20 protein-coding genes and 1 pseudogene are annotated in these 20,264 nt (G+C 57.8%); 8 read left to right on the forward strand and 13 right to left on the reverse strand.

Features of this window, described 5'->3' with window-relative positions:
• Nucleotides 1-296 precede the first annotated feature (296 nt).
• The 3 genes from F6X40_RS36070 to F6X40_RS36080 all read right to left on the reverse strand — a co-directional run bounded on the left by F6X40_RS36070 (nucleotide 297) and on the right by F6X40_RS36080 (nucleotide 3,617).
• On the reverse strand, nucleotides 297-1,697 hold the full coding sequence (locus F6X40_RS36070) for an amidase (protein WP_187631167.1): 1,401 nt from the start codon (nucleotides 1,695-1,697) through the stop codon (nucleotides 297-299).
• Between the two features lie 26 nt (nucleotides 1,698-1,723).
• The gene (locus F6X40_RS36075) at nucleotides 1,724-2,833 is read right to left on the reverse strand and encodes a CobW family GTP-binding protein (RefSeq protein ID WP_187631168.1); all 1,110 of its coding nucleotides are present in this window, start codon (nucleotides 2,831-2,833) and stop codon (nucleotides 1,724-1,726) included.
• Nucleotides 2,834-2,915: 82 nt separating this feature from the next.
• On the reverse strand, nucleotides 2,916-3,617 hold the full coding sequence (locus tag F6X40_RS36080) for a cyclase family protein (RefSeq protein WP_187631169.1): 702 nt from the start codon (nucleotides 3,615-3,617) through the stop codon (nucleotides 2,916-2,918).
• A 311-nt stretch (nucleotides 3,618-3,928) separates the two neighbouring features.
• Between F6X40_RS36080 and F6X40_RS36085 the strand changes: the two genes are divergently transcribed.
• A complete protein-coding gene (locus F6X40_RS36085; protein ID WP_187631170.1) occupies nucleotides 3,929-4,753 on the forward strand; it encodes an IclR family transcriptional regulator in 825 nt (274 codons plus the stop codon).
• Between the two features lie 94 nt (nucleotides 4,754-4,847).
• On the opposite strand, the gene F6X40_RS36090 is transcribed toward F6X40_RS36085, so the two are convergent.
• The 7 genes and pseudogenes from F6X40_RS36090 to F6X40_RS36115 form a co-directional block, all read right to left on the reverse strand.
• Nucleotides 4,848-6,251 (reverse strand): MFS transporter, encoded by a 1,404-nt coding sequence (locus F6X40_RS36090; protein WP_187631171.1) that lies wholly within the window; start codon nucleotides 6,249-6,251, stop codon nucleotides 4,848-4,850.
• Nucleotides 6,252-6,403: 152 nt separating this feature from the next.
• Complete coding sequence (locus F6X40_RS36095; RefSeq protein ID WP_187631172.1) at nucleotides 6,404-7,150, reverse strand: SDR family NAD(P)-dependent oxidoreductase; 747 nt, start codon at nucleotides 7,148-7,150, stop codon at nucleotides 6,404-6,406.
• A gap of 46 nt (nucleotides 7,151-7,196) precedes the next feature.
• Nucleotides 7,197-7,973, reverse strand: a complete 777-nt coding sequence (locus F6X40_RS36100; protein ID WP_187631173.1) for an SDR family NAD(P)-dependent oxidoreductase — start codon at nucleotides 7,971-7,973, stop codon at nucleotides 7,197-7,199.
• 922 nt (nucleotides 7,974-8,895) lie between these two features.
• Nucleotides 8,896-9,135, reverse strand: coding sequence for a BPSL0761 family protein (locus F6X40_RS43335; protein ID WP_316251875.1), 240 nt, complete (start codon nucleotides 9,133-9,135; stop codon nucleotides 8,896-8,898).
• A 106-nt stretch (nucleotides 9,136-9,241) separates the two neighbouring features.
• The gene (locus tag F6X40_RS36105) at nucleotides 9,242-9,568 is read right to left on the reverse strand and encodes a hypothetical protein (RefSeq protein WP_187631174.1); all 327 of its coding nucleotides are present in this window, start codon (nucleotides 9,566-9,568) and stop codon (nucleotides 9,242-9,244) included.
• An 818-nt stretch (nucleotides 9,569-10,386) separates the two neighbouring features.
• On the reverse strand, nucleotides 10,387-11,229 hold the full coding sequence (locus F6X40_RS36110) for a tetratricopeptide repeat protein (RefSeq protein ID WP_187631175.1): 843 nt from the start codon (nucleotides 11,227-11,229) through the stop codon (nucleotides 10,387-10,389).
• A pseudogene (locus F6X40_RS36115) lies at nucleotides 11,226-12,175 on the reverse strand (Ku protein). The gene F6X40_RS36110 and the pseudogene F6X40_RS36115 overlap by 4 nt, the downstream one beginning before the upstream one ends.
• Before the next feature lie 392 nt (nucleotides 12,176-12,567).
• Between F6X40_RS36115 and F6X40_RS36120 the strand changes: the two are divergent.
• The 5 genes from F6X40_RS36120 (at nucleotide 12,568) to F6X40_RS36140 (ending at nucleotide 16,269) form a co-directional block, all read left to right on the forward strand.
• On the forward strand, nucleotides 12,568-12,825 hold the full coding sequence (locus tag F6X40_RS36120; protein WP_187631176.1) for a hypothetical protein: 258 nt from the start codon (nucleotides 12,568-12,570) through the stop codon (nucleotides 12,823-12,825).
• A 415-nt stretch (nucleotides 12,826-13,240) separates the two neighbouring features.
• Nucleotides 13,241-13,726 (forward strand): hypothetical protein, encoded by a 486-nt coding sequence (locus F6X40_RS36125; RefSeq protein WP_187631177.1) that lies wholly within the window; start codon nucleotides 13,241-13,243, stop codon nucleotides 13,724-13,726.
• 752 nt (nucleotides 13,727-14,478) lie between these two features.
• Nucleotides 14,479-14,916 carry a response regulator gene (locus tag F6X40_RS36130; RefSeq protein ID WP_187631178.1) on the forward strand — a complete coding sequence of 146 codons (438 nt, stop codon included), beginning with the start codon at nucleotides 14,479-14,481 and terminating at the stop codon, nucleotides 14,914-14,916.
• A 198-nt stretch (nucleotides 14,917-15,114) separates the two neighbouring features.
• Complete coding sequence (locus tag F6X40_RS36135; RefSeq protein ID WP_316251876.1) at nucleotides 15,115-15,666, forward strand: response regulator; 552 nt, start codon at nucleotides 15,115-15,117, stop codon at nucleotides 15,664-15,666.
• Between the two features lie 129 nt (nucleotides 15,667-15,795).
• Nucleotides 15,796-16,269 (forward strand): PRC-barrel domain-containing protein, encoded by a 474-nt coding sequence (locus F6X40_RS36140; protein WP_187631180.1) that lies wholly within the window; start codon nucleotides 15,796-15,798, stop codon nucleotides 16,267-16,269.
• Nucleotides 16,270-16,703: 434 nt separating this feature from the next.
• Here F6X40_RS36140 and F6X40_RS36145 read toward each other — a convergent pair whose 3' ends face one another.
• The 3 genes from F6X40_RS36145 to F6X40_RS36155 form a co-directional block, all read right to left on the reverse strand.
• On the reverse strand, nucleotides 16,704-16,979 hold the full coding sequence (locus tag F6X40_RS36145; protein ID WP_187631181.1) for a GlsB/YeaQ/YmgE family stress response membrane protein: 276 nt from the start codon (nucleotides 16,977-16,979) through the stop codon (nucleotides 16,704-16,706).
• 29 nt (nucleotides 16,980-17,008) lie between these two features.
• On the reverse strand, nucleotides 17,009-17,290 hold the full coding sequence (locus F6X40_RS36150) for a YqjD family protein (RefSeq protein ID WP_187631182.1): 282 nt from the start codon (nucleotides 17,288-17,290) through the stop codon (nucleotides 17,009-17,011).
• Between the two features lie 307 nt (nucleotides 17,291-17,597).
• Nucleotides 17,598-18,092, reverse strand: a complete 495-nt coding sequence (locus tag F6X40_RS36155) for a ferritin-like domain-containing protein (RefSeq protein ID WP_187631183.1) — start codon at nucleotides 18,090-18,092, stop codon at nucleotides 17,598-17,600.
• 560 nt (nucleotides 18,093-18,652) lie between these two features.
• On the opposite strand from F6X40_RS36155, the gene F6X40_RS36160 reads away from it, so the two are divergent.
• A complete protein-coding gene (locus F6X40_RS36160; protein WP_187631184.1) occupies nucleotides 18,653-19,540 on the forward strand; it encodes a manganese catalase family protein in 888 nt (295 codons plus the stop codon).
• 27 nt (nucleotides 19,541-19,567) lie between these two features.
• Nucleotides 19,568-20,044 carry a hypothetical protein gene (locus F6X40_RS36165; protein WP_187631187.1) on the forward strand — a complete coding sequence of 159 codons (477 nt, stop codon included), beginning with the start codon at nucleotides 19,568-19,570 and terminating at the stop codon, nucleotides 20,042-20,044.
• Nucleotides 20,045-20,264: the final 220 nt, after the last annotated feature.

Raw genomic sequence — 20,264 nt, forward strand, 5'->3', positions numbered from 1 at the left:
CCCACAGGCATGCCATTTTGGGTATCCTGACAGGTCAAAATGACTTTACAATCCCGACAGTTGCGACCGCGGCAGGAACTTGCGTCCCTGCTTTTGTCTCGAAACAAAGCGCACTCGCAAGAAATAATCAGAACAAATTCGCGCATCCACGTATTGGTATGATTGGGCGTGGCCCTCGCATAATTTCGGCCCCAAACCTCGCACAATTGCCGACATATGAACGGTGATTGGTCGAGGTACTCATCGCGCAGTGATTCATTGAGACCCAGCGCATACAAAATATGTCGATATGCTGCTTATCTAACCGGCGGCATTCTTTGAACCCAAGGCCTCGCCTCTTCGAATGCTGCGGCGGCCCGGAAAATGTCCGTCTCACGGCCGAGCTTCGCGACCATCTGCAGCCCAACAGGTAATCCGGACGAGGTGAACCCGGCAGGGATGGACGCCGCAGGTTGCCCGGTCAGATTGAAAGGGTAGGTGAAGTATTGCCACGTGCAGAGGTTCCTTCCCTGAAACTCCGGCGGAACGTTTACCCCGACGTCGCATGCTGCAATGGGTACTGTGGGCGAGAACAACAAATCAAAGCGGTCGAAAAGAGTTCGAACTCGCTCCCGAAAATCATAGCGTTCAAACACCGTCCGATAGTAGGACTGCATCGTTTGGTGCGCCGACATCGCGAGCGTATTCGCTACCGCGTCGTCGAGTAACTCAGGTGCCTCTTGCAGAATTTTGCTCAGCCGGGTTCCCACCCCCGCATAGAATTCCGTCGTCCAGATGTCCGCAGGGTCCGCGCCGATGCCCTCGTCGAGAACGACTATCTCGCAGCCTAAATCTTCGAACGTCCTTACGGCAGACTCCGTAATGCGGACGACTTCCGTATTGGGCTTTCCATAGCCGAGGGTGGGGCTCCACGCAATCCTCATTTTATTCACGGGCAGCCCGCATGCGCCAAGGAAGTCCGGCACACGACCTTGCTCGGAAAATGGGTCGCGAGGGTCTCCGCCCGCGATGACGCTCAAAAGCAGTGCTGCGTCGCGCACGGTACGGGCAAGCGGTCCTACATGTCCGAGCGTCGGAGTTGCAGATGGCGGGAAGACGGGTACGCGCGCGAACTGTGGCTTGATGCCAACGATGCCAGTGAAGGCTGCCGGGGCGCGAATCGAGCCGCCTCCGTCTGTGCCTAACGCAAATGGAGTCAGCCCCGCCGCGACGCTTGCCGCCGCACCACAACTCGACCCCCCAGGCGTCTTGGTGACATCCCAAGGGTTCCGCGTAATGCCCGATAGCGGGGAGTCACCGACCGCCTTGCAGCCGAACTCGCTTGTGGTCGTCTTTCCGACAATACAGGCGCCTGCCGAAATCACCCGGCTTACCGAGGGCGCGTCTACTGTCGCTATATTCTCGGCCATAGCGCGGGAGCCGAAAGTTTGACGTATGCCACCCACCGCGATGAGGTCCTTCACCGAGATGGGTATCCCATGCAAAGGGCCGACCGGGTCACCCCGCATGATTGCCTTCTCCGCGCGTCGCGCGCTGTCCATTGCAATGTCCGGTGTCAACGTCACAAAGCAGTTCAGTTGCGGCTCGACGGCATCGATACGCTCCAGCGTCTGTTTTACGACCTCGACCGGCGAAACACGTTTCTTGGCAATGTCGTCCCGAAGTTCAAGCGCGGTGCCGAATTGATACGAATCCATAGCTGTTTTCGCTCTTTATTGGTGCGTCAGACCATCACGAAGCCGTTATGGAGAGCGTCGTCGTTCGTTGAAACGCACGCTCGAAACGCTTCTGCCATCCGCTCCCGCTCAAGCCCTTTCCCAATGACCACTAGGCGCGTCTCCGCGACTTCCTGCGGCCACCCGTCCGCGTACGTGAGTGGGCTGAACACGCACTGAACGCCATGCAGAATGACCGGGCGGTCAGTGCCGTGGAAATTGACGAGTCCCTTGATGCGATAAAGGTTGCTGTCGTATGTCCGCGTCAGCTGCGAAAGGAACGACAGAAACTTCTCGTATTCGAGCGGGCGCTTCTCGCGAAAGCTGACGGAAGAAACGCCAACGTGATGATGCGTATGAGGGCGATGCTGCGCGCACGTGTCGCAGTGGCCATCGTAATGGTCATGTACGTCGGGGTTCGCGCAAACGACGCCCTCGCCAATCCACTTTTCAACTGAGGACTCGCCTGTGTTCGGGTCGAACAATCCGATGTCAAGAATCTCATCGATACCCGCTTCCCCGAAGTTCAGAAGGCGACGCGAAGCGCACGGATTAAGCGCGGCGACTAAGGAGAGCCCCCTTTCGTACTCGACGTCGTCGACGAGGTCACGCTTGGTCATGAAAATCTTGTCAGCGAGCGCGATTTGTCGCTCTGCTTCCGCCGCGTCCTGGAGCTGCAAGGACACATGTTTCAAGTCAACGAGCGTCACGATGGCGTCGAGCCGATACGTAAGGCTCAGCGACATATCCGTATAAAACGCGTGCGCCAGAGGCAGTGGATTAGCGAGCCCGGTCGTTTCGATAAGAACCCGGTCGAATTCAACCTTTGGCGCAGCAAGGCCAGCGCGACGCATATATAACTTGTACAAGGCCTCCATCAAATCGTCCTTGCTGGAGCAGCAGATGCATCCGTTTGAAAGTTCCATCATGTCGTCTGACGCACGACTTATAAGGTCACCATCAATGCCGATTTCTCCAAACTCATTCACAATGACAGCAATCTTGTCACCCGTGGGATTGGAGAGAATGCGGTTGACGAGCGTTGTCTTGCCCGCTCCGAGGAAACCCGTCAGAAGCGTAATTGGGATTCGCTGGTCGTTACCTGAGGTGGTCGCCATGCCAGATTAACTCCTGGTTCGTGGGTGCACCTTAAAGTGCAAGCTGACGTTAAGGTGCGCGCCACATAAATTAGTCGATTGCTTACTGCTCCAGCACTGCCCAGGCGCGAACTGGCGACCCGCTACCCTGGTGAATCTTCAACGGGGGGCCGTAGAACATGAACTCCCCTTGACCCACCAGTTCCTCAAGATTCACCAGCCACTCGTAATGTGTAATCCCCCGGTCCCGGCACACGCGATGGCTGGGGAACAGATTGTGTGAAGGCTTATCGGTAGACGGACCCTCGACCCCGTGGAGCTTCGACCCCCGGTCTGCGAGCCAGTGGGTGGCTTCTGCAGTGAGGCCGGGATTGCTCCAGACGACCTTCAGGTCGGGGTAATGGCGCTTGTGCAGACCTGTGTTCAACAAGACGATGTGCCCGTCGATGCGAACACCAGCCTTTTTTTCGCCTTCTTCGAGGTCTCCGACGTCGATGTCCCCAAGGTCCGGGATGTGTGTCATATCAAGACATACAGCTTTGCCCATGAACATCGCCAGCGGCATTTCGTCGACGGAAGCGCCGTCGGGGTTCGTGTGATAGAAAGCGTCGACATGAGTGGCGATGTGGTCGAGCGTACTAATGAAGGTGGTTGCAAAGGTCATCGGGTCGTCTGGCACGCCCATGCCCATCGACAGCGACTTTTCATGAGTCAGATGAGGGGCAATAATTGGGCGCTGGAAGAGCTTGTGCGCCGGCATGTTGTCCGAAAGGGTCAGTGTGAGGTCAACGAGACGCTGTGCCATAAAATATCTCCTACCAATTATTTGGGACTGAAATCGCCTATGAAACAGATTGATGGCGACGAGTTGTTTCAACTTTCCGACTACCGGATGACGTCCATATCACGGACTTTCTTCCGACGCCGTGTCGTTTCGGTGCCTTCGCTGGCCGCGTGTCCGCAAGTTCAGGCCAGAAAAGTGCACGCAGACCCGCGATTCCGGCTTTAAGACTTTACTCACGAGAAAAATTGCTCACAACAGACAAAGGTCAAAAATGAGTCCACAATACGGACTCACTGTATTACGATGTCTCTTTAGACGTTTTGGTGCTGACTATGCCGACCACCCAAGAACCAGCAGAAGGCAAAAGCTCTGGAACTCAGAGCATCGAGCGAGCTGCGAGAATCCTGCGAGAGATTGCCTCCTTCAGCGTGCACGGACTCCGTCTGTCCGATTTGGCCACGCAACTCAAACTCGAAAGACCGACCATCCATCGAATTTTGAGTTGCCTTGTGCGCGAAGGCCTCGTTATGCAACATCCCCAGTCGCGTCGATACCTCTTGGGGCATGGTTTGTATGAGCTAGGGCTAACGGCTGCCACACAGTTCAAAATGCAAGCCATTTGCGAACCCTCGTTGAAGCGGATTGCCGAAGCAACTTCGGACATTGCATTCTTAACAATCAGAAGCGGCTCGGATGCAATTTCTGTTGCTCGTGTCGAGGGCGGCGAGCCCATCGATGTGGCCGCCATTGAGATTGGCGTACACCGGCCTCTCGGCGTGGGCGCTGGCAGTCTCGCACTGCTGATGCTGTTGCCCGACGACGAGATAGCGCGCATATGTAACGCCAACGCAAAGCGCCTTATCACCTATGGTGGCCTGTCCGTCCCGCGACTTCTGAAAATCGTGAAACATTCTCAGGAGCTGGGTTATGCGACACATGACGGAACCTTGCTGCCTGGGCTTAGTGGCATAGGAACCGTCATTCGAGACAGCGATGGGGCTCCACTTGCGGCCCTGAGTGTCACGGCAATTGCAGACAGCTTGCCTGCCTCCCGGCAGCAGGAAATCCTTTCGCTGTTGCGCACGGAGTCTCGGGTTATCCAGAACCTGGTACATCAGGCCAACTTCGACATCTCTGATTTGAAGGGACGCGTTTAGAACAACAGCGGGCTCGCCGGGCCAGCGAAGACATCGTTCCGACGGGTCGGCGGGGAGAAGCGTGAGTTGCCCATGGCTTCCCCCTCCACCATCGTCAGTTCACTTTCGCTAGTCCGGGTTGCGTCTCAGCCAAGCTGGGCTCGTGCACCGGGTGAGTCCACGTGTCCTCCGCCGGGTCGACGTGACGAGTTGCGAAAATCAAGAGACCCGACAGGAAACAGGGCACGGCACCGAAGAGAAGTGCACCATGGAGCCAATCGCTACCTGAGTTAAGCGCAGCCGTGATGCCGATGCCCGCGAGAATTGCACCAATTGGGCCCATGGCGTGCACGATTGCACTACCCGTTCCGCGGATGGCGGTCGGGTAGCTTTCGCCGATAAAAAAGAGGGCGGCGGCGTACGGTCCGTTGAGGAAGAACAAGCCGAGGCTGTAAAGACCAACCACTACCGGGAAATCGTGCGGTCCGTAAAGCATGCCCGCGAAGGCAAACCCACCGCACATCCAGCCGAGCGCCAAGGTATTGCGACGGCCAATCTTGTCACCGATGAATCCATGTGACAGGTAACCGATATAACCAACCACGTTTGACAGAATAAGAATCAGCAACGAGTTTTCGAAGGACACGTGATGCACCTGGGTGATAACGGTCGTTCCGAGCACACCGAATACCTGAATTGCGGCCCAGTTGAGCAAAAGCCCCCCGCCCAAGACTAATGTCGGCCGAAGCGATTCGCCGCGGAACGCCGCCCAGATGCCCCCATTCGCGTGTTGCTGATAATCAATTCCGTACCTTTTGGCAATGGCGCGAGCGGCCGAATTCTCGCCTCGCGCACGCAAGTCATTAACATGTTTGTGGAGCAGGAACTGGGGGCTTTCTTTCAGACGCCGGGTCATAAAGAAGATGACGATTGCCGGGAACGTTGCGAATATAAAGCAACCCTGCCACCCCACGTGAGGGAGCAGCAAAGCCGTCAGCGCGGCTGCGACCAAGGCTCCGATGGGCCAGCCACCTTGCACCAGACTGTAGACGAATCCCTTTCGCTTGTTCAGACGAGGGTCGTTCGCTGCCGTGTAAAGCTCGTTGAGGTAGGTAGCGTTGACCGTCTCTTCGGCATATCCCAGTCCCGCAAGCGAGCGAATCACAACAAGAGGCCACTTCCCAAGCGAGCCACCGACGACAGTAAGGCCAGAACATACCGCGGCGCCGGCCACGGTGAATAGAAGGCTGCTCTTACGACCGGCTTTGTCCAACACGGGACCAATAAAAAAAGCGATGAGAGCCGTCCCAGCGGCCACCAGCGTTGCAATTTCTGCTTGCTGAGTCGGAGTCCACTTGTAGTGAGCACCGATTTCCGGCAGCAGGGTCCCAAAGAGAATAAAGTCGTATACCGCGAATACCCAGGCAAAAAACGCAACAATAGTTGCTCGCTTAACGTCTACCGGAAGGATAGGTTCAATCCGAAAGTCGTTCGTTGGAGGTGGACTAGTCTTAGCCATAATATGTCGCTTCCTTCGCCTTCTCACCGAAGGCATGATTTGAGTCGCATATTTACGTACACCTAACGTTCATAACTTCGCTGACGATGACGATTTACATTGAATTTCCGGTAGGCGCTCAGATGATATGGCGCTATTGACCTTCCAAAGGTCTAAATCATGTAGTCCCCGCCGTTGGGATTGAGGGTTGCTCCGACAAAATAAGACCCCCCATCTGACGCCAATAGAACTGCAGCTGGTGCGATTTCATCGACGCTTGCCGCGCGTCCAATTGGAAGCTCCGCCAGCTTCGCAACACGGAATGTCTCGGGAAGGCTGCGGAACAACTCGGTATCCACTGGACCAGGACAAATGGCGTTCACGGTAATGCCCTGGTTGGCCACCTCGTACGCGAGGGAGCGAGTGAACCCAATAACCCCGGCCTTCGCGGCGGCGTAATGCGCCAGCTCCTTGGCGCCTTTGTGCGCAAGCTGAGAGCTAATGTTGATGATGCGGCCGCTGCGTTGCTCCTGCATGGCCGGTAGAACAGCACGCGAGCATAGGAACACGCTTCGCAGGTTAATCAACATCATGTCGTCCCACATCGCCGTCGGCATGTCTGCGACGTATGACGCGGACTCGATTCCTGCGTTATTGACCAGGATGTCAATCCGTCCGAGCGCAGACACCGCCGACTCGATGGCCGCATTTATGCTTTGCTCGTCGCCCACATTCGCTTTAACCGCGAAGCCGCGGCCACCAAGGTCGCGAATTTGAGCGACAGTCCGCTCTGCATCCTCCCTACGCAGGTCCAGCACGGCTACATCCGCTCCGGCCCTTGCGAACGCGAGCGCAATCGCTTGGCCAATTCCACGGGCGCCGCCTGTAACGACTGCCATTCTCCCGCTGAGACTTTTCATAACCATCGACTCCACTGTGTCTGTGAGAAGTTGAAATGTTCGCTAGCTAGTGGCTTTGGATGACCAGGCCGCCGTCGACGGTCAGGGTCTGGCCTGTGAGGTAGCGTGCCTTCTCCGATGCCATGAAGGTGATGACATCCGCCATGTCTTCCGGCTCTCCGGCACGTCCGAGGGGAATCTTGCTGCCAACCGCGTCCAGACCGGCCGCGCCAAGCGAGTGCTGCTCGGAAAGAGCCTGTGCAGTGCGAACGAATCCCGGAGCGAGACCGTTGACCCGAATCCCGTCGCGGCCGAGTTCGACGGCCAGGCCTCGGACCAGCCCCACGACCCCAGCCTTCGCAGCCGAATAGTGAGCGTGCTCGTCCCAGCCGTAAGCGACCCCCATGATGGAGGACACGGCGATAATGCTGCCCTGACGCTTTTGCTTCATCGCCGGGACTGCAGCGCGGATGATTCGGAACGCGCCCTTGAGGTCGATGTCCATGGTGAAGTCCCACTTTTCATCGGTCAGCTCGGATAGAGGCACTTTGTGCGCTATTCCGGCGTTCGCGACGACAGTGTCGATTGCACCGTAGCGTTTCTCGACGCCGTTCACGACCTCATTACAGGCCGCGCTGTCGCGGACGTTGAGCAGATGAAATTCAGCTGCGCCGCCGCTCGCTTCTATCGCAGTGGCGACAGCCCGACCCTCGGCTTCCAGAACGTCGGTCACGATAACTCGATACCCCAACGCGCCGAATGCGTAAGCAGTCGCGCGGCCGATGCCGATGCCGGCGCCGGTAATCAAGACGACCTTTTTCTCGTCACGGATTTCGCTATTCATCTTCGTTTCCTCACGTGTATGCAAATTGTTTACCTTCGACGTTCTACGAGAGCACCCAGGTTCACCCAACCAGACATCGCCAGACCCAGCGAACGTTGCGCTGAAGAGCGTTTACGTGAGTCCACTATAAAGCTGCCACCCCCAAATTCAATCCGGTCAATAACAAATAATTCCGCATTATGGACTATCAGAACTAACGCTATCTGCATCAATTACGGTGCATAGAAGGCACCACTATCGTGCACAAACCCTGTTTAATCAATACATAAGCGACCGTCAGTTCTCAAGCGCTGAGCTTTTTGTAAAGTTTTTGCTTTTGAAGACGGTTAAAAATCCGGTGCACGGGTTCACAACAGTCCACATTACGGACCTATTCGGCGGGGCTCCGCTGTTCGGCAAGGGATGTAACATCGAATGGCTTTTTCCATCGCGCAGGAATGTGGCCGCGGTAACTGGACTGAATTTGCAAGTCTGCTAATCGCGTGCGAGCCTCGAGCCTGGCAAAGCTTTTTCTCGTGTCACCGAAAGAAGCGCCTGCGACGAGGTAAAGCATGTTCGTAACTTCGCCGATGTTCGGCAACAGGTTTTCGGAAAGAGGAACGCGAAGGGCGCAAGCTGCATTGCTACAGCACTTTTCTCGAAACTGTTCACAGGGCATGCAAGAAGCGCCTCGAAGCACTGGAGACTTCTGGTCGCATGGCCGCGACTTGTGGAGTGTGCAGGCGGCCGACTTCGGTGGCAGAGGTAATTCGCGTGCGCCAATCGTTCGTCCTGGTTGCCCGAACTCCGCGTTCTAAATTGAACAGCAATTGAAGCAATCAAACGAGAGCTTGGCAGGAAGGCTATAAAGTGCGAGTAACGAGAGGCGCATCGCTCAAGGATATATAAGCGTCGCCGCTCATGCGTAGGAGCTTATTCCAACTCACCTACCGTGCTTTGGATGAACCCATACCCCGGGTAGCGCAGCTGCGGACACGTCGATGTCGACATCCAGCGGATAGTGCCGGAGCAGCGTGTTGGCGAGGTCCTTGACGTGAGGTGAGATTGCGAGACTGTCCGACACGACGAGCATTCGCAGAAACTCGCGAGTATCAACAACAGCGCTCGTACGTTCGTGAGTGGCTCGACTCAATGAGTGCGATGCGCAAGGTGTTGCTCCCAATGTCTCCTCGTTCCGGCTTGTACCGGTATCGAGTATTCACTGATTAGCATAGGGTTAAAAATGTTCAACGTAAATCGACAAAAGGCGCCCAAGCTTGAGATAACGCTCAAGGATGTAGGATTGCAGCAAGTGCGAAATGACCCTCTTCCGCACCGGTGGTTCGAAGATGATGAAAATGATGAAAATGATGGGGAGCGACGAAGATGGGCATCGCGGGGTTGCTGGCAATCACAGCCATTCGCCAAGCCGTTAAACTGTCGATGGCGGTTCCCACCATGCCAATACCTTGAAATGAGACCGCCTGGTGGAATCGCTGGCGACAGTGGAAATAGTCGTCACACAGCCAACCGGTGCTCGTCGTACGGCGGGTCTCCGTCATCAGAGTATCGCCTACATTGTCTTCAGGTTTGAACCGAGCAATGAGGGTGTCCATGTTGGGCCATGGCCCAAAATTCTCAGGACACTTGCTGGCCGAGAAGCCGAGATAGAGCGACGGTTGACCGCGTGTGTGCCAACTTGACGAATCCAGAACCCAGCGCACGCGAAAGGATACTCGACCAATATCCGCGTCGCACAACAGGACTCCGAGCCTGAAAGCAGGAGCCTGCGACAACGACCACAAGAAAACGTGAACTAATGGCACGGGAGAGCGCGAATCGCAGCACAAGCGAATTTTCTGCAACAGCTTTCTTGAGACTGCGCATAGGGCAGCCAGGAAGTCGCTGAGGTGCGGTGACTTCGAACTACGTGCGCGCGCGCCAACTGCTCGTCCTGGCTGCCATAAACCCTACGCCCGGAAATGAGCCGCGGTTCACCCAAACTCAAGCGAATTCGGCAGAAACGCTATCAAGAGCCAATCTCGGGAGACTCGCCGCTCACGCGTAGGGGACTACACAGATTAAAGATTATAAGATTACCGGGGTGCTCGCCCGAGAAAACGTCTTGCCAGCAGCGCAGTTTTCGGAAGTGGATACCCATTTTCCGTGTGTGAAGGACAAGTAAAACGTGGGTGGGGGACAAGTAGCGCGTGGGTGGAGGACAAGTAAGACGTGGGTGGAGGACAAGTCACGCCGATGAACTTCGACAGAACAGTTGCGTCACGAGAACGATGCCGAACGCCGCATCTGCAGCTTTGTACGTTCTTGCATCAGGCCGTGGCCGGACATGCCGCGGAGTTTCGGCACCCTCCTGTACGAGTTGATAGGCCGCAAGCCGTGCTCTGAACCAGATGATTCGCCGGCGAATCCCAGTTCAGCCAATCAGCCGGCGATAAGCACTAAGGTGCCGAACGAGACCTTGTTTGTCACCACGAATCTCGCTCAGCCGGGCGAGGTTGAAGTGAGCATCGGCATGCGTCGGGTCAAGTTCTATGCATCGCTGATAGGCTGTCGCCGCAGCATCATAGCGTTTCAGCTCTTCGAGAACGACCGCGCGGTTGAAGTGCAGTAACGCGTCATCAGGGAAGTGCTCTAACGCCCCGTCAAAAACGGACAATGCCTCATCGCAGCGCGTTTCTGCCTCGCACAGTAATACGCCCAGATTGATAAATGCATGGTAGTGCGGCGATGGCGCGAGCTGCAGCACTTTCCGATAAGCGTGTTCTGCGCCGACAGCATCGGTCCCCGTCAGTTGTTCCGCAAGCGCGAACCACTCCTCCGCTTGTTGTTCACGATTCGCCCGGTTTCGTGGTGCCGATTCGAAAAACGCGACATCACCTCGAATAGGCGCCACCTCGAAGTCGAGCAGATGCTGGCCCGAGGCAGCGTCCCATTGGGCCTGTCCTGACCTGACCGCCACGCTCTCGCCTACCGATGTGATTCGAATTCCAGACAGTGGAAGCTCATCAGGGAGCTCGGCTTTCAGCTTGGCAAGCGCCTTCAGAATCTTCCGTGATGAGACTTTCGCTAATTGCAACTGAAATGCTGTGCGCAGGACCACTACGTCCTGGAAAGAGAACCGAAGTTCGTTTCTTCGGCCGCGTGCAGGGTGAACAAATCCGGCTTCAATCAGCCCGGAAAGCACCCGACGCGAAACTCCCAGCAGCGATTGAAGGCTGCGCAGCGAGTAATCGTTCGACTGATTCCGTCTGGTCACTTGCGTGCCCGAGCCTTTGCCGGTTGCGCCTCTTTGATGTCGGCTTTCGGTGTGGCTCGTTTGACAGGGCGCCTTGGTTTGGCTGCCAACACTTCGACGTCAGCGGCGGTGTTCTTCTTCGTTGCCGTTGTCCTGGCCGGCGCCGTCTTCGCCGGTACGTCCCGTTTCGCCTTGTTGGCGCTGAGACTCGCCCGAAGAGCTTCCATCAGGTCAATTACCTGGCCGCCCGACTCACTCGTGGTCTCCTCTGGAGACACAATCTGCTTGCCCGCGATTTTCCGGTCGATGGTCTCGAGAATCCGCTTCTTCTCCTCGTCTTCATAAGCCGACGGGTCGTAAGCGTCTTCGGAGACCTGGTCGATGATTTGCAGCGCAAGCTTGAGTTCCGTGGCGGTTACAGGCTCCTGTTCGATATGCAAATCGCTCAATGCGCGCACCTCATCTGCGAACAACAGTTGCTGGAAAACCATCCCGTCTTCCGCCGGTCGTATCTGAACGATTCGGGTTTTTCCCTTGTACGACCATTTTGCAAGCGCGCAGCGTTCGCTTTCTCGCATGGCCAGTTGCAGCAGGCTGTAGGGTTTGCCGCCGCGTTTGTCCGGAGCGATGAAGTACGCCTTGTCGTAGTACAGCGGGTCCACTGACTTCTCCGGGACGAACGAGACAATTTCAACAACGTGGCTCGCACCTTCCTCGAGCGCCTTGAGTTCGTCGGGAGCGAAGACGACGAACTGCCCCTTTTCAAATTCGTATCCCTTCTTCATATCCGCGCGTGCGACGACCGCGCCAGTGGCCTCCGATATGTACTGCTGCTTGACCCGACCGCCTTCTGGCGTCAGGAGATTGAAGCCAACACCTGAGGCGCTCTCGGTGGCCGAATACAGTTTGACGGGGATGGAAACCAGCCGAATGAAAGGGTCAACGATGCGATTGAGCGCGCTGCCATGGACTTCTCCTCGTAGCCGGCGGCAGGAAGCTCGCGCGGCTTCTGATTACGGCTGCACAGGCCACCAGTCGGAGGTCAGTCGATATCCTCCCGGCTGTTTTGCAAGCTTAGCACCGGAAAACCAGTTTCTGGAAAGCCGAAACAAGTGCGACATCCGGTCAGACGACAACTCACAACGGATACGACCGGACGGAGCGGATTTGCTCCCCTGGAAGTCCGGTTTTTTTGGGATGCCAACAATGCACTGACGGTTCTTCCCCGCACGGAGGGTCTGCGCTGATTTGCGCTCTTGGCGCCGCTCTACCATCGCTCGCCTTCTTGCCGCGCAGGCTGATGCCGTTTCAGGAACAGCCTTTGCGGCCTCTCGGAACACAAACCATCAGGAGTTGGAAATGGCTACCCATCCTACCCAGCAACGCGCGGCCGACGACAAATCGGAAAAGGACGTCGATACAGCTGTCGAAGATACGTTCGCTGCGAGCGACCCGCCGTCGACCGGTGGAGCGACGAAAATCGGGCCGGACGAGAATGCTGGAACGCAGACAGACGGCGACGTTCCAGGAACAGAACCGGACGAAGACGTTCCCGACGAGGAGACGCCTCCGGAGCCGTCTCCCGGCGACCAGCCGCCGGACGAAAATGCACCGTGACGGGCATATATCCGCGTGTGCAACCAGACCCGAGGCTGGCCCGATTTGCGGCGGGCCTGTCCGGGCTGGCAGTAAAGGGCATGAGATGGATGCGTCGCGCCGAAGCAGTGTCCCGTGGGCCGCCGTCGGCGATGTGGATGCACCGTGCGGAATCAACGGCCCCGAGCGGCGTTAGCTCTTCCCTGACCTACTGGCCCACTCAAATGTCGGTGCGGCGGATGTTTCCGCCGCTGGTTTTGAAATGCAGCGGTGCCGATGCGCGACAATCGTCCTGGCTTCGTATGCCTCCAGGTGACTGGAATCTGACACCGAGGCGCCCCGGCTAGTGCCTCTGTACTTGAGCTGCATTCTGTCGCTTTGAAACCAGTTGCGAAACCAGCGTTAGCAACTGCTCAACGGCCACTGGCTTCCGGAGATGGGCGTCGTAAAGGGGCGCGTGCCGGTCTGTCGGCAGCGGGGCATCGGAAAGCAGGATGACCGGACGGCCTCCAACCAGGTGAGCGTCATCCAGCGCCGTCATCATCTGATGCCCGTCGGCTTCCAGGGACATTCGCAGAATCTCAATCAGGTGAGCTCGTTGCCAGCCAGCAATATCCTGCTCATGGGCGCCCCGCTTGGCTCCACGGCCGCATGTGGCGTGCCCCGCAGCGTGCCGCCACCGCAGACGCGCGTACTGGACGCCTGGAAGCCTTTCCCTGGCCGCCTCCGCGACGGGGGCCTTTCGCGGGCCGGGGCGGCGGACGTGATGCTGGGCAAGCGAAGAGCTGTGGGCGACGCCTTTCAGCTCGAAATCTGTTGCTTGGAGACGCAGGAAAGCGGCGGGCTGCCCTCCAGAACCACATGGCGTTTTCTGACCGCTGCGGCAAATGCCCTGCGCGCGTCCAAAACGACCCATCGGTAGGCAAGCAATACGGTCGTCGCGCCATACACGACAAGAGCGGTCGGAGGAGCGGCGCCCGCGCGCTCAGGTCGACAGTGACTGAAAGCAGCAGCGCGCTGGTCTGTGTAATGGCGCCTGCAATGAGGGCGACCGTGCCCTTGAATTTGACTACGAGAGCTGATTTCAAGTTTGCGGTGCGACCTCCACGACAAGACGATTCGCAGCCACAGATATGGCGCGACTTCGCGCAAGTCGGTGAGAATACCGACGGTTTTCGAGCCGCGCATCGGTTGAATAGGCCGACGACGAGCGACCGGTCGCCTAGCCTGCATGCTCGCGTCTCTTTGGGATTGTCCCCTCAATACGCTCGCTACACCGAAGTTATTTCGCGTTTGAAGCAACGTCAATTCTGACCTTGAAATTTCGAACGCGGATGTAGTTGAACGACTTACTCCCGGTGCATCTCGACTCCGGCGGCGTCGCACGAGCCGGCACGCGTCGCTGAACTGGTAGCAGGCGCCGCATGCCACCGATTGGCGGCAACCCTGACGGCTGGAACGCGTATGTCGGTCCTAGGGCGCTCCAGCCTGGCCTCGGCGACAGCGTCGTCACGCTCCCGTTAAAATACCGAATGCACTGACGATAGAGCGCCGCTCTCAGCGCACGGCCGCCGAGTATGACGAACTACAAAGAGTCTTCGAGGGCGCAGGCCCGCGGTTGTGCAAGGCGGCATGCTTAATGCGCAAAATCGATATGTTCCGGGTTGCTGCGCTATGGCTCTCATTCTCCTGGTCGACGATGACGATGAATCACTGTGGATGCTTCAGCTGGTTTTCGAGCGAAGTGGTCATCGGGTGCTGCTCGCCGATAGCGGTGAACCGGCGCTGGCGTTGGCAGGGCGCCATCTGCCTGATTTGATTATCACCGACTGGAACATGCCGGGAATGGACGGCATAGCCCTCTGCGAGCGGCTGAAATTTTACCCCTCACTTGCGCAGATTCCGGTGGTAATGACATCTGGCGAGTTGCCGCCCAAAGATAAGTCCGCGCTGTGGAACATGTTCTTCTCCAAGCCCGTCGACCTGAAAGCCCTTGAGTCTGGCGTCAGCTCGCTCCTGGCCCGGCGTTTGTGCTGTTCCAAAAACCGCGTCAATATGCCGGCTCCGGCGCCCTCGCGTTGGGCCCCGATGCCCTCAAGGTATTGGGCGTAACCGGTGAACGAACGGCATTCCGAGGGCGCCTCGCGTCTTCTCTTGAGGGCGCCATGTGCCGAAGTTCGCGTCGGTGCGATAGGCGTCAGCGGCGAGATGTCAGGCGCATCACCAAATGCCTCCGTGAATCCGCCTGAAGGCTCAATCAACCACCACAGAGGTCGCAGAATGTTCGGGTCGTCATCGACAGGAAGTATCGTGGCCATTGGTCGCGCCGTGCCCGTATCGAAAAATCAAAAGATGCCCGTTTACGAAACGTTCACCCAGTCAGCGTCCGCCCGAAAGCGCGCGACGGGAGGTCTCGGAATCGGACTGGCTGTCGTCAAACACCTGGTGACGGCACATATTGGGACCGTCGCCATCGCGAGCGCCGGTGAAGGTCAGGGAACGGTCAGCCCCCAACGCATCCTGCTTGTCGATGACAGCGCAGACGCCACGGAGGCGTTGGGCACGTGGCTGGAACTGCAAGGGCATGAGGTGAAGCGGGCGACAAACGGACCTGACGCCCTCGCGATAGTCAAGTCTTTCAGTCCTGATGTTGCCCTCATTGATATCGCAATGCCAGGCGTGGACGGTCCGGAACTGGCACAGTTGCTCTGTCTTCGCGCGCAATGTTCGCAGACGAAGCTCGTGGCCTTGACGGGCAGCAACTGCGCAACCAGCATGCCCGCAGCCGACGAACGGATGTTCGACGCTTTTCTCATCAAACCGCTGTCACTCAATGACCTCGCGTTGGTCCTGCGGGCTTAGCGCGAACGTCTGCACCGAAATTGCGCATCCGGAGACCATCCAGCCTTTCGCGCCGAATTCGTGGGCACCCGCCTGCGGAGGTATGCTGCTTGCTCGTTAAGGAAGCACCATTTTCGATGGAGGTGAATCATGGGCTCAATCAACCCGCAAGGTGCTACCCGAGGCGGAGCGAATATCGTGGGCGGAGGTGTTGGCGAAGGACCGGGGCCAGACGTCATGGCTGCCGCGACGCTCGACGGGACCAAGGTGATGTCTTCAGACGGCGAACACGTGGGAAAGATTTCAGACATCATGCTTGATGTCCGCAACGGACGCATCGCCTACGCGGTGCTGTCTGAAGGCGGTTTTCTTGGGATGGGGTCTAACCTGCATGCCATCCCATGGAGTGCGCTGACCCTCGATACGGACCAGAAGTGTTTCTTCGTCGACATCACGGCACAGCGCCTCAAGGACGACCCGGGCTTCGACAAGGACCACTGGCCCGCCATGGCAGATGCGAAATGGGGAGAGTCAACGTACAGCTACTACAACCGGCAGCCGTACTGGTCAGCGACCCAGGACGTAGTGGAGAATGACCCAGCTTTCCGGCCGAGTGAGCACTGAAAAACACCAATGGGCAAGCCGCGCCATGCGGACAGCCAGTCTGTCGCTCGAGAGCCTACGTCACCGCGACTTACCGCGGTGGCGTAGGTGCTTAGCTCCAGCGACCAGGCGCGCGCATTGTGTGGTGAGCTCGGCCATCCGGCGCACTACTTTAGGTCGGAAAGCCCTTTCGTCGAGCGTAGCCTCAGCCGATGGTTACCACCAGTTCTCCCGTAGGCTGACTGCACATCCGGGCGCGGTGCGGGAAGGGCAAGGACCGACGCCAAGGCGTTCCGAAACTGAAACGTAACGCGCTTCAGTTGAGTCGGCGATGAAGCTGCGGTCCGCCGCATCTTCTTCGCTCTTTGTCAGTGCTCGGTCGGCTGCCGACTGACCCAGGTTCCACCGACTTGCCGTCAGTAGCGGTACGTTCAGCGTATAAAATATTGAAAGCTCTAGAGTTGCCGCGCCCGACCTCGGCTGACAAGTCGCAGGACAGCGAGCAGGATGACCGCGCCAATCAGCGCCGTAATCAGTGAGCCGATTATGCCGCTTCCCAGGTGCAGACCCAGCGCCCCACCAAGCCAACCTCCTATGAATGCTCCGACAATCCCCACGATGATGTCGACCACGATGCCGAAGCCGCCGCCGTCGACGATGCGACCCGCCAAGGCGCCAGCGATGCCGCCGATAATCAGCCAGAAGATGATTCCATGCGAGACCGGGTCCATGTTTCTTTTCCTATAGAGTTAAATCCGCGTTAGCGGCGAGCAAGCATTCCGATGATGAGTCCGCCGATGAGTGCCATCGTGACCGCTTTCCACGGAGCTTCATGAACATAATCGTCGGTCGATTCAGAGACGACACGGTACTTCGTCTTGACCACCTGCTGTGCACCAGCAATCTTGTCCTTCAGGTCGGCCAGAGCCCGGGCACCGTTTGCTCGTCCTTGGTCATTGTCGTCGGACTTCGCCGTCGAGCTATCGCCCGGTTGAGATAAACCGGCGAAGCCGGGGTTGGTGGTTTGCTGAGACTCGTCCATTTGAACCTCCATTCTCTTGGTTAAGTGGCTCAAGGCTGCGCAAGTGATGTGCCTTTTAGAAAAAATTGCGCGCCCGATAATCGTCACGGGTGGCGGTCAAATTGGCCTTCGGTGTCGCGAGACTGGCGGACCAATAAGGACGCGCCGGCTGCAGTGGCACGCGTCGCAAATCGCTGATTTCCGATTATCGCTAACACGGTGGGCGGTGTCGGCAGAATGCATCCGCGTCACTTGTTTTTTTGAGTAGCTCGGTCCCCGACCCGGAGTCCCCGCGGCGCCCGCCCGCCGCTGCCAAGCGTCGGACGGCCTACTTCCCTAAAGCCTCTGCCGCCACCTTCTCTTCTGCGAGCAGAGATAGCTTGTCGTCGGTCGCCTTTTCCTCTTTCAGAGTTTCACCGAGAAGTTTGACAGCAGCCGTTTCGCCCAGCTGTTTAGCCAGTGCTATCAACGAGCCGTATGAAGCAATTTCGTAGTGCTCGACTTTCTGCGCCGCTGCGATGAGGGCTGTATCCAGCACCGGGCCTTTCTCGATTTCGTCAATCTGCTCCTGGCCTTCTTCGACCAGACCTTCCATTGCGACGCACTTGATACGCTTGAGTTTGATTCCGCTGGCTTCCACTACCTGGTCAATTCTTTCAATCTGGCCTTGCGTTTCTTCCAGGTGCGTCTCGAAGGCCGACCGAAGTCCCGGGTTCGTCGCTGCACGTGCCATCCTGGGAAGCGACTTTGTCATCTGCTTTTCGGCACTGTAAATGTCGGACAGCGAATGAATGAACAAATCCTTCAACGTCTTCGTAGGCATGTCTACTCCTTCAGTCGGTTGGGAACCGCATCTGCAAGAAAGCGCGGTGTGAGCGCACCGGCGCAAACACCATTCCCGCTCAGCAACATGCCTGACCCGATGGGACACCCGCGCCCAGCGTGTGGCGAGACAATTCCCAGATGTCTCCGGCGCTCGCCGGCTTGCAAACTTCTCGTGGCAACAATCGCCGCGCGAACGCCTGAGTGTCTTCGCGATGGGCGGCGGTGAAGACGTGTGCGTAGCGGGGCAAGGAGGGTTGCACCGCGTGGGAATTCGAACGCCGCGTGACGAAGACTCGGCGCGATTGCCGCACTTCACCGGTCAGGAACGCTGCATGCGCGGTGTCCAGCGCAATGTTCTTTCCACCGTGTAGCCTCGCTGCACATTCGCCAGAGCAACCCCAGTTCTGAGACCCGGGCGCCCAGCAGGGTGCGGCATTCAGGATTGCAGCGTGTCGCTGTCCGGGAGTTACCTAACCAGCCAAAGTAACGTGCGCATCGCTGTGAGGGCAGGTCCGGCCATCCGGTAGCCCGTTACCCGGCGTCCTATGGAGAAATGACATGTTTGTGCACAACAAGCGGCTTCAATATACGGTCCGCGTCTCAGCGCCGAATCCCGGCCTCGCCAACCTCCTGCTGGAACAATTCGGCGGACCGCAAGGTGAGCTGGCGGCAGCCTGTAGATACTTCACACAGGCGGTCGGAGAGGATGACCCCGGTCGGAAGGATTTGCTCTTTGACATCGCAACCGAGGAGCTGAGCCACCTGGAAATCATCGGCTCTATCGTGGCAATGCTCAATAAAGGCGCGAAGGGACAACTCGCAGAAGCTGTGGAGTCGGAGGCCGAACTCTACCGTTCGCTCACAGGCGGAGGAAATGATTCGCACACGACAGCGCTGCTGTACGGAGGCGGCCCGGCTCTTACGAATTCAGCCGGGGTTCCGTGGAGCGCGGCGTACATCGACACTATCGGTGAGCCGACGGCAGACCTGCGTTCAAATATAGCGGCGGAGGCGCGCGCAAAGATTGTCTACGAGCGACTGATGAACGTGACCGACGACCCGAGCATTTCCGAAGCGCTTGGCTTCCTCATGACGCGGGAGATTGCTCACCAGAAGTCCTTCGAGAAAGCCCTGCATTCAATTCAACCAAACTTCCCGCAAGGCAAGCGTCCTGGCGTGCCCGAATTTACGAACGTCTATTACAACCTGTCACAGGGCGATGATGCGCCACGCGGTCCCTGGAACGACGGCCCCGGTTGGGAATTTGTTGAGACGCCCGAACCTGCCGTCGACGGGGGCGATGGGTTGGCTTCCGCCAACATCTCCGGCGCGGACGCGAAAGTGCTGAGTGCGATGGCTGCACGGACAGCTTCGGACACAAGTTCTGACCCAACCACCGGTGCCGACCTGGGTTCGGGATACGAAGAGGCAGAGCCGAAAGAGTGAGGGTACTCATCAGTGGCGGCGTAAATCGTGTCCACTCCGCCCGCGATGGGCGCGGTAGTCAAATACCACCGGCAAAGCCGGTCGCTTGAGATTGTGAGCGCCTCAAAGGCGCCCATAAAACCGAGAGCCGCCCGTGGCGGCTTACTCCATGACCAGCTTCATCTGGTCATACCGCTCGCCCTCTTCTTCCTGATTGCCGATGTGCGCTCGCGCCATGTGCTCGTCCAGACAAGCAGACCTCAGACGAAAACTGTCGAGAAAATTGCGCTCACCCTGATTTGCAGAATACACCTTGCTGTATCAATTCATTCCACCCAACCGGAGACTGAAATGGCCACCAGCCCGAAGCAGAAGAACCCCGCAAGTGACAAGTCCGAGGCGGATGTTGACAAGGCTGTTGAAGAGAGCTTCCCCGCCAGTGACCCACCTGCGACAGGTGGAACAACCCGGATTGAGTCAGAGGACGGCGAAGAAGCCGACGAGGACGAGCCTAATCCGCAGTAATCGCATACAGGCGAGAACATGTGTCGACGCCCAGGAAACTGCCGCAGCGGTCTACGGGGCACATGACGCGCCAGTCGCGTTCGACACCTGGACCCGGGTGGGCAGCTATCCTCAATTGCGCGCAGTCACGCTCACCGCCATTGCAACGCGTCTGGTGCGCGATGCCAGCTTCGGTCCTTACGACACCAATGAGATGATCTGGGCGCGTGAGCTTATCCCG

Source organism: Paraburkholderia sp. UCT31 (assembly GCF_014397655.1).
GTDB lineage: Bacteria > Pseudomonadota > Gammaproteobacteria > Burkholderiales > Burkholderiaceae > Paraburkholderia > Paraburkholderia tuberum.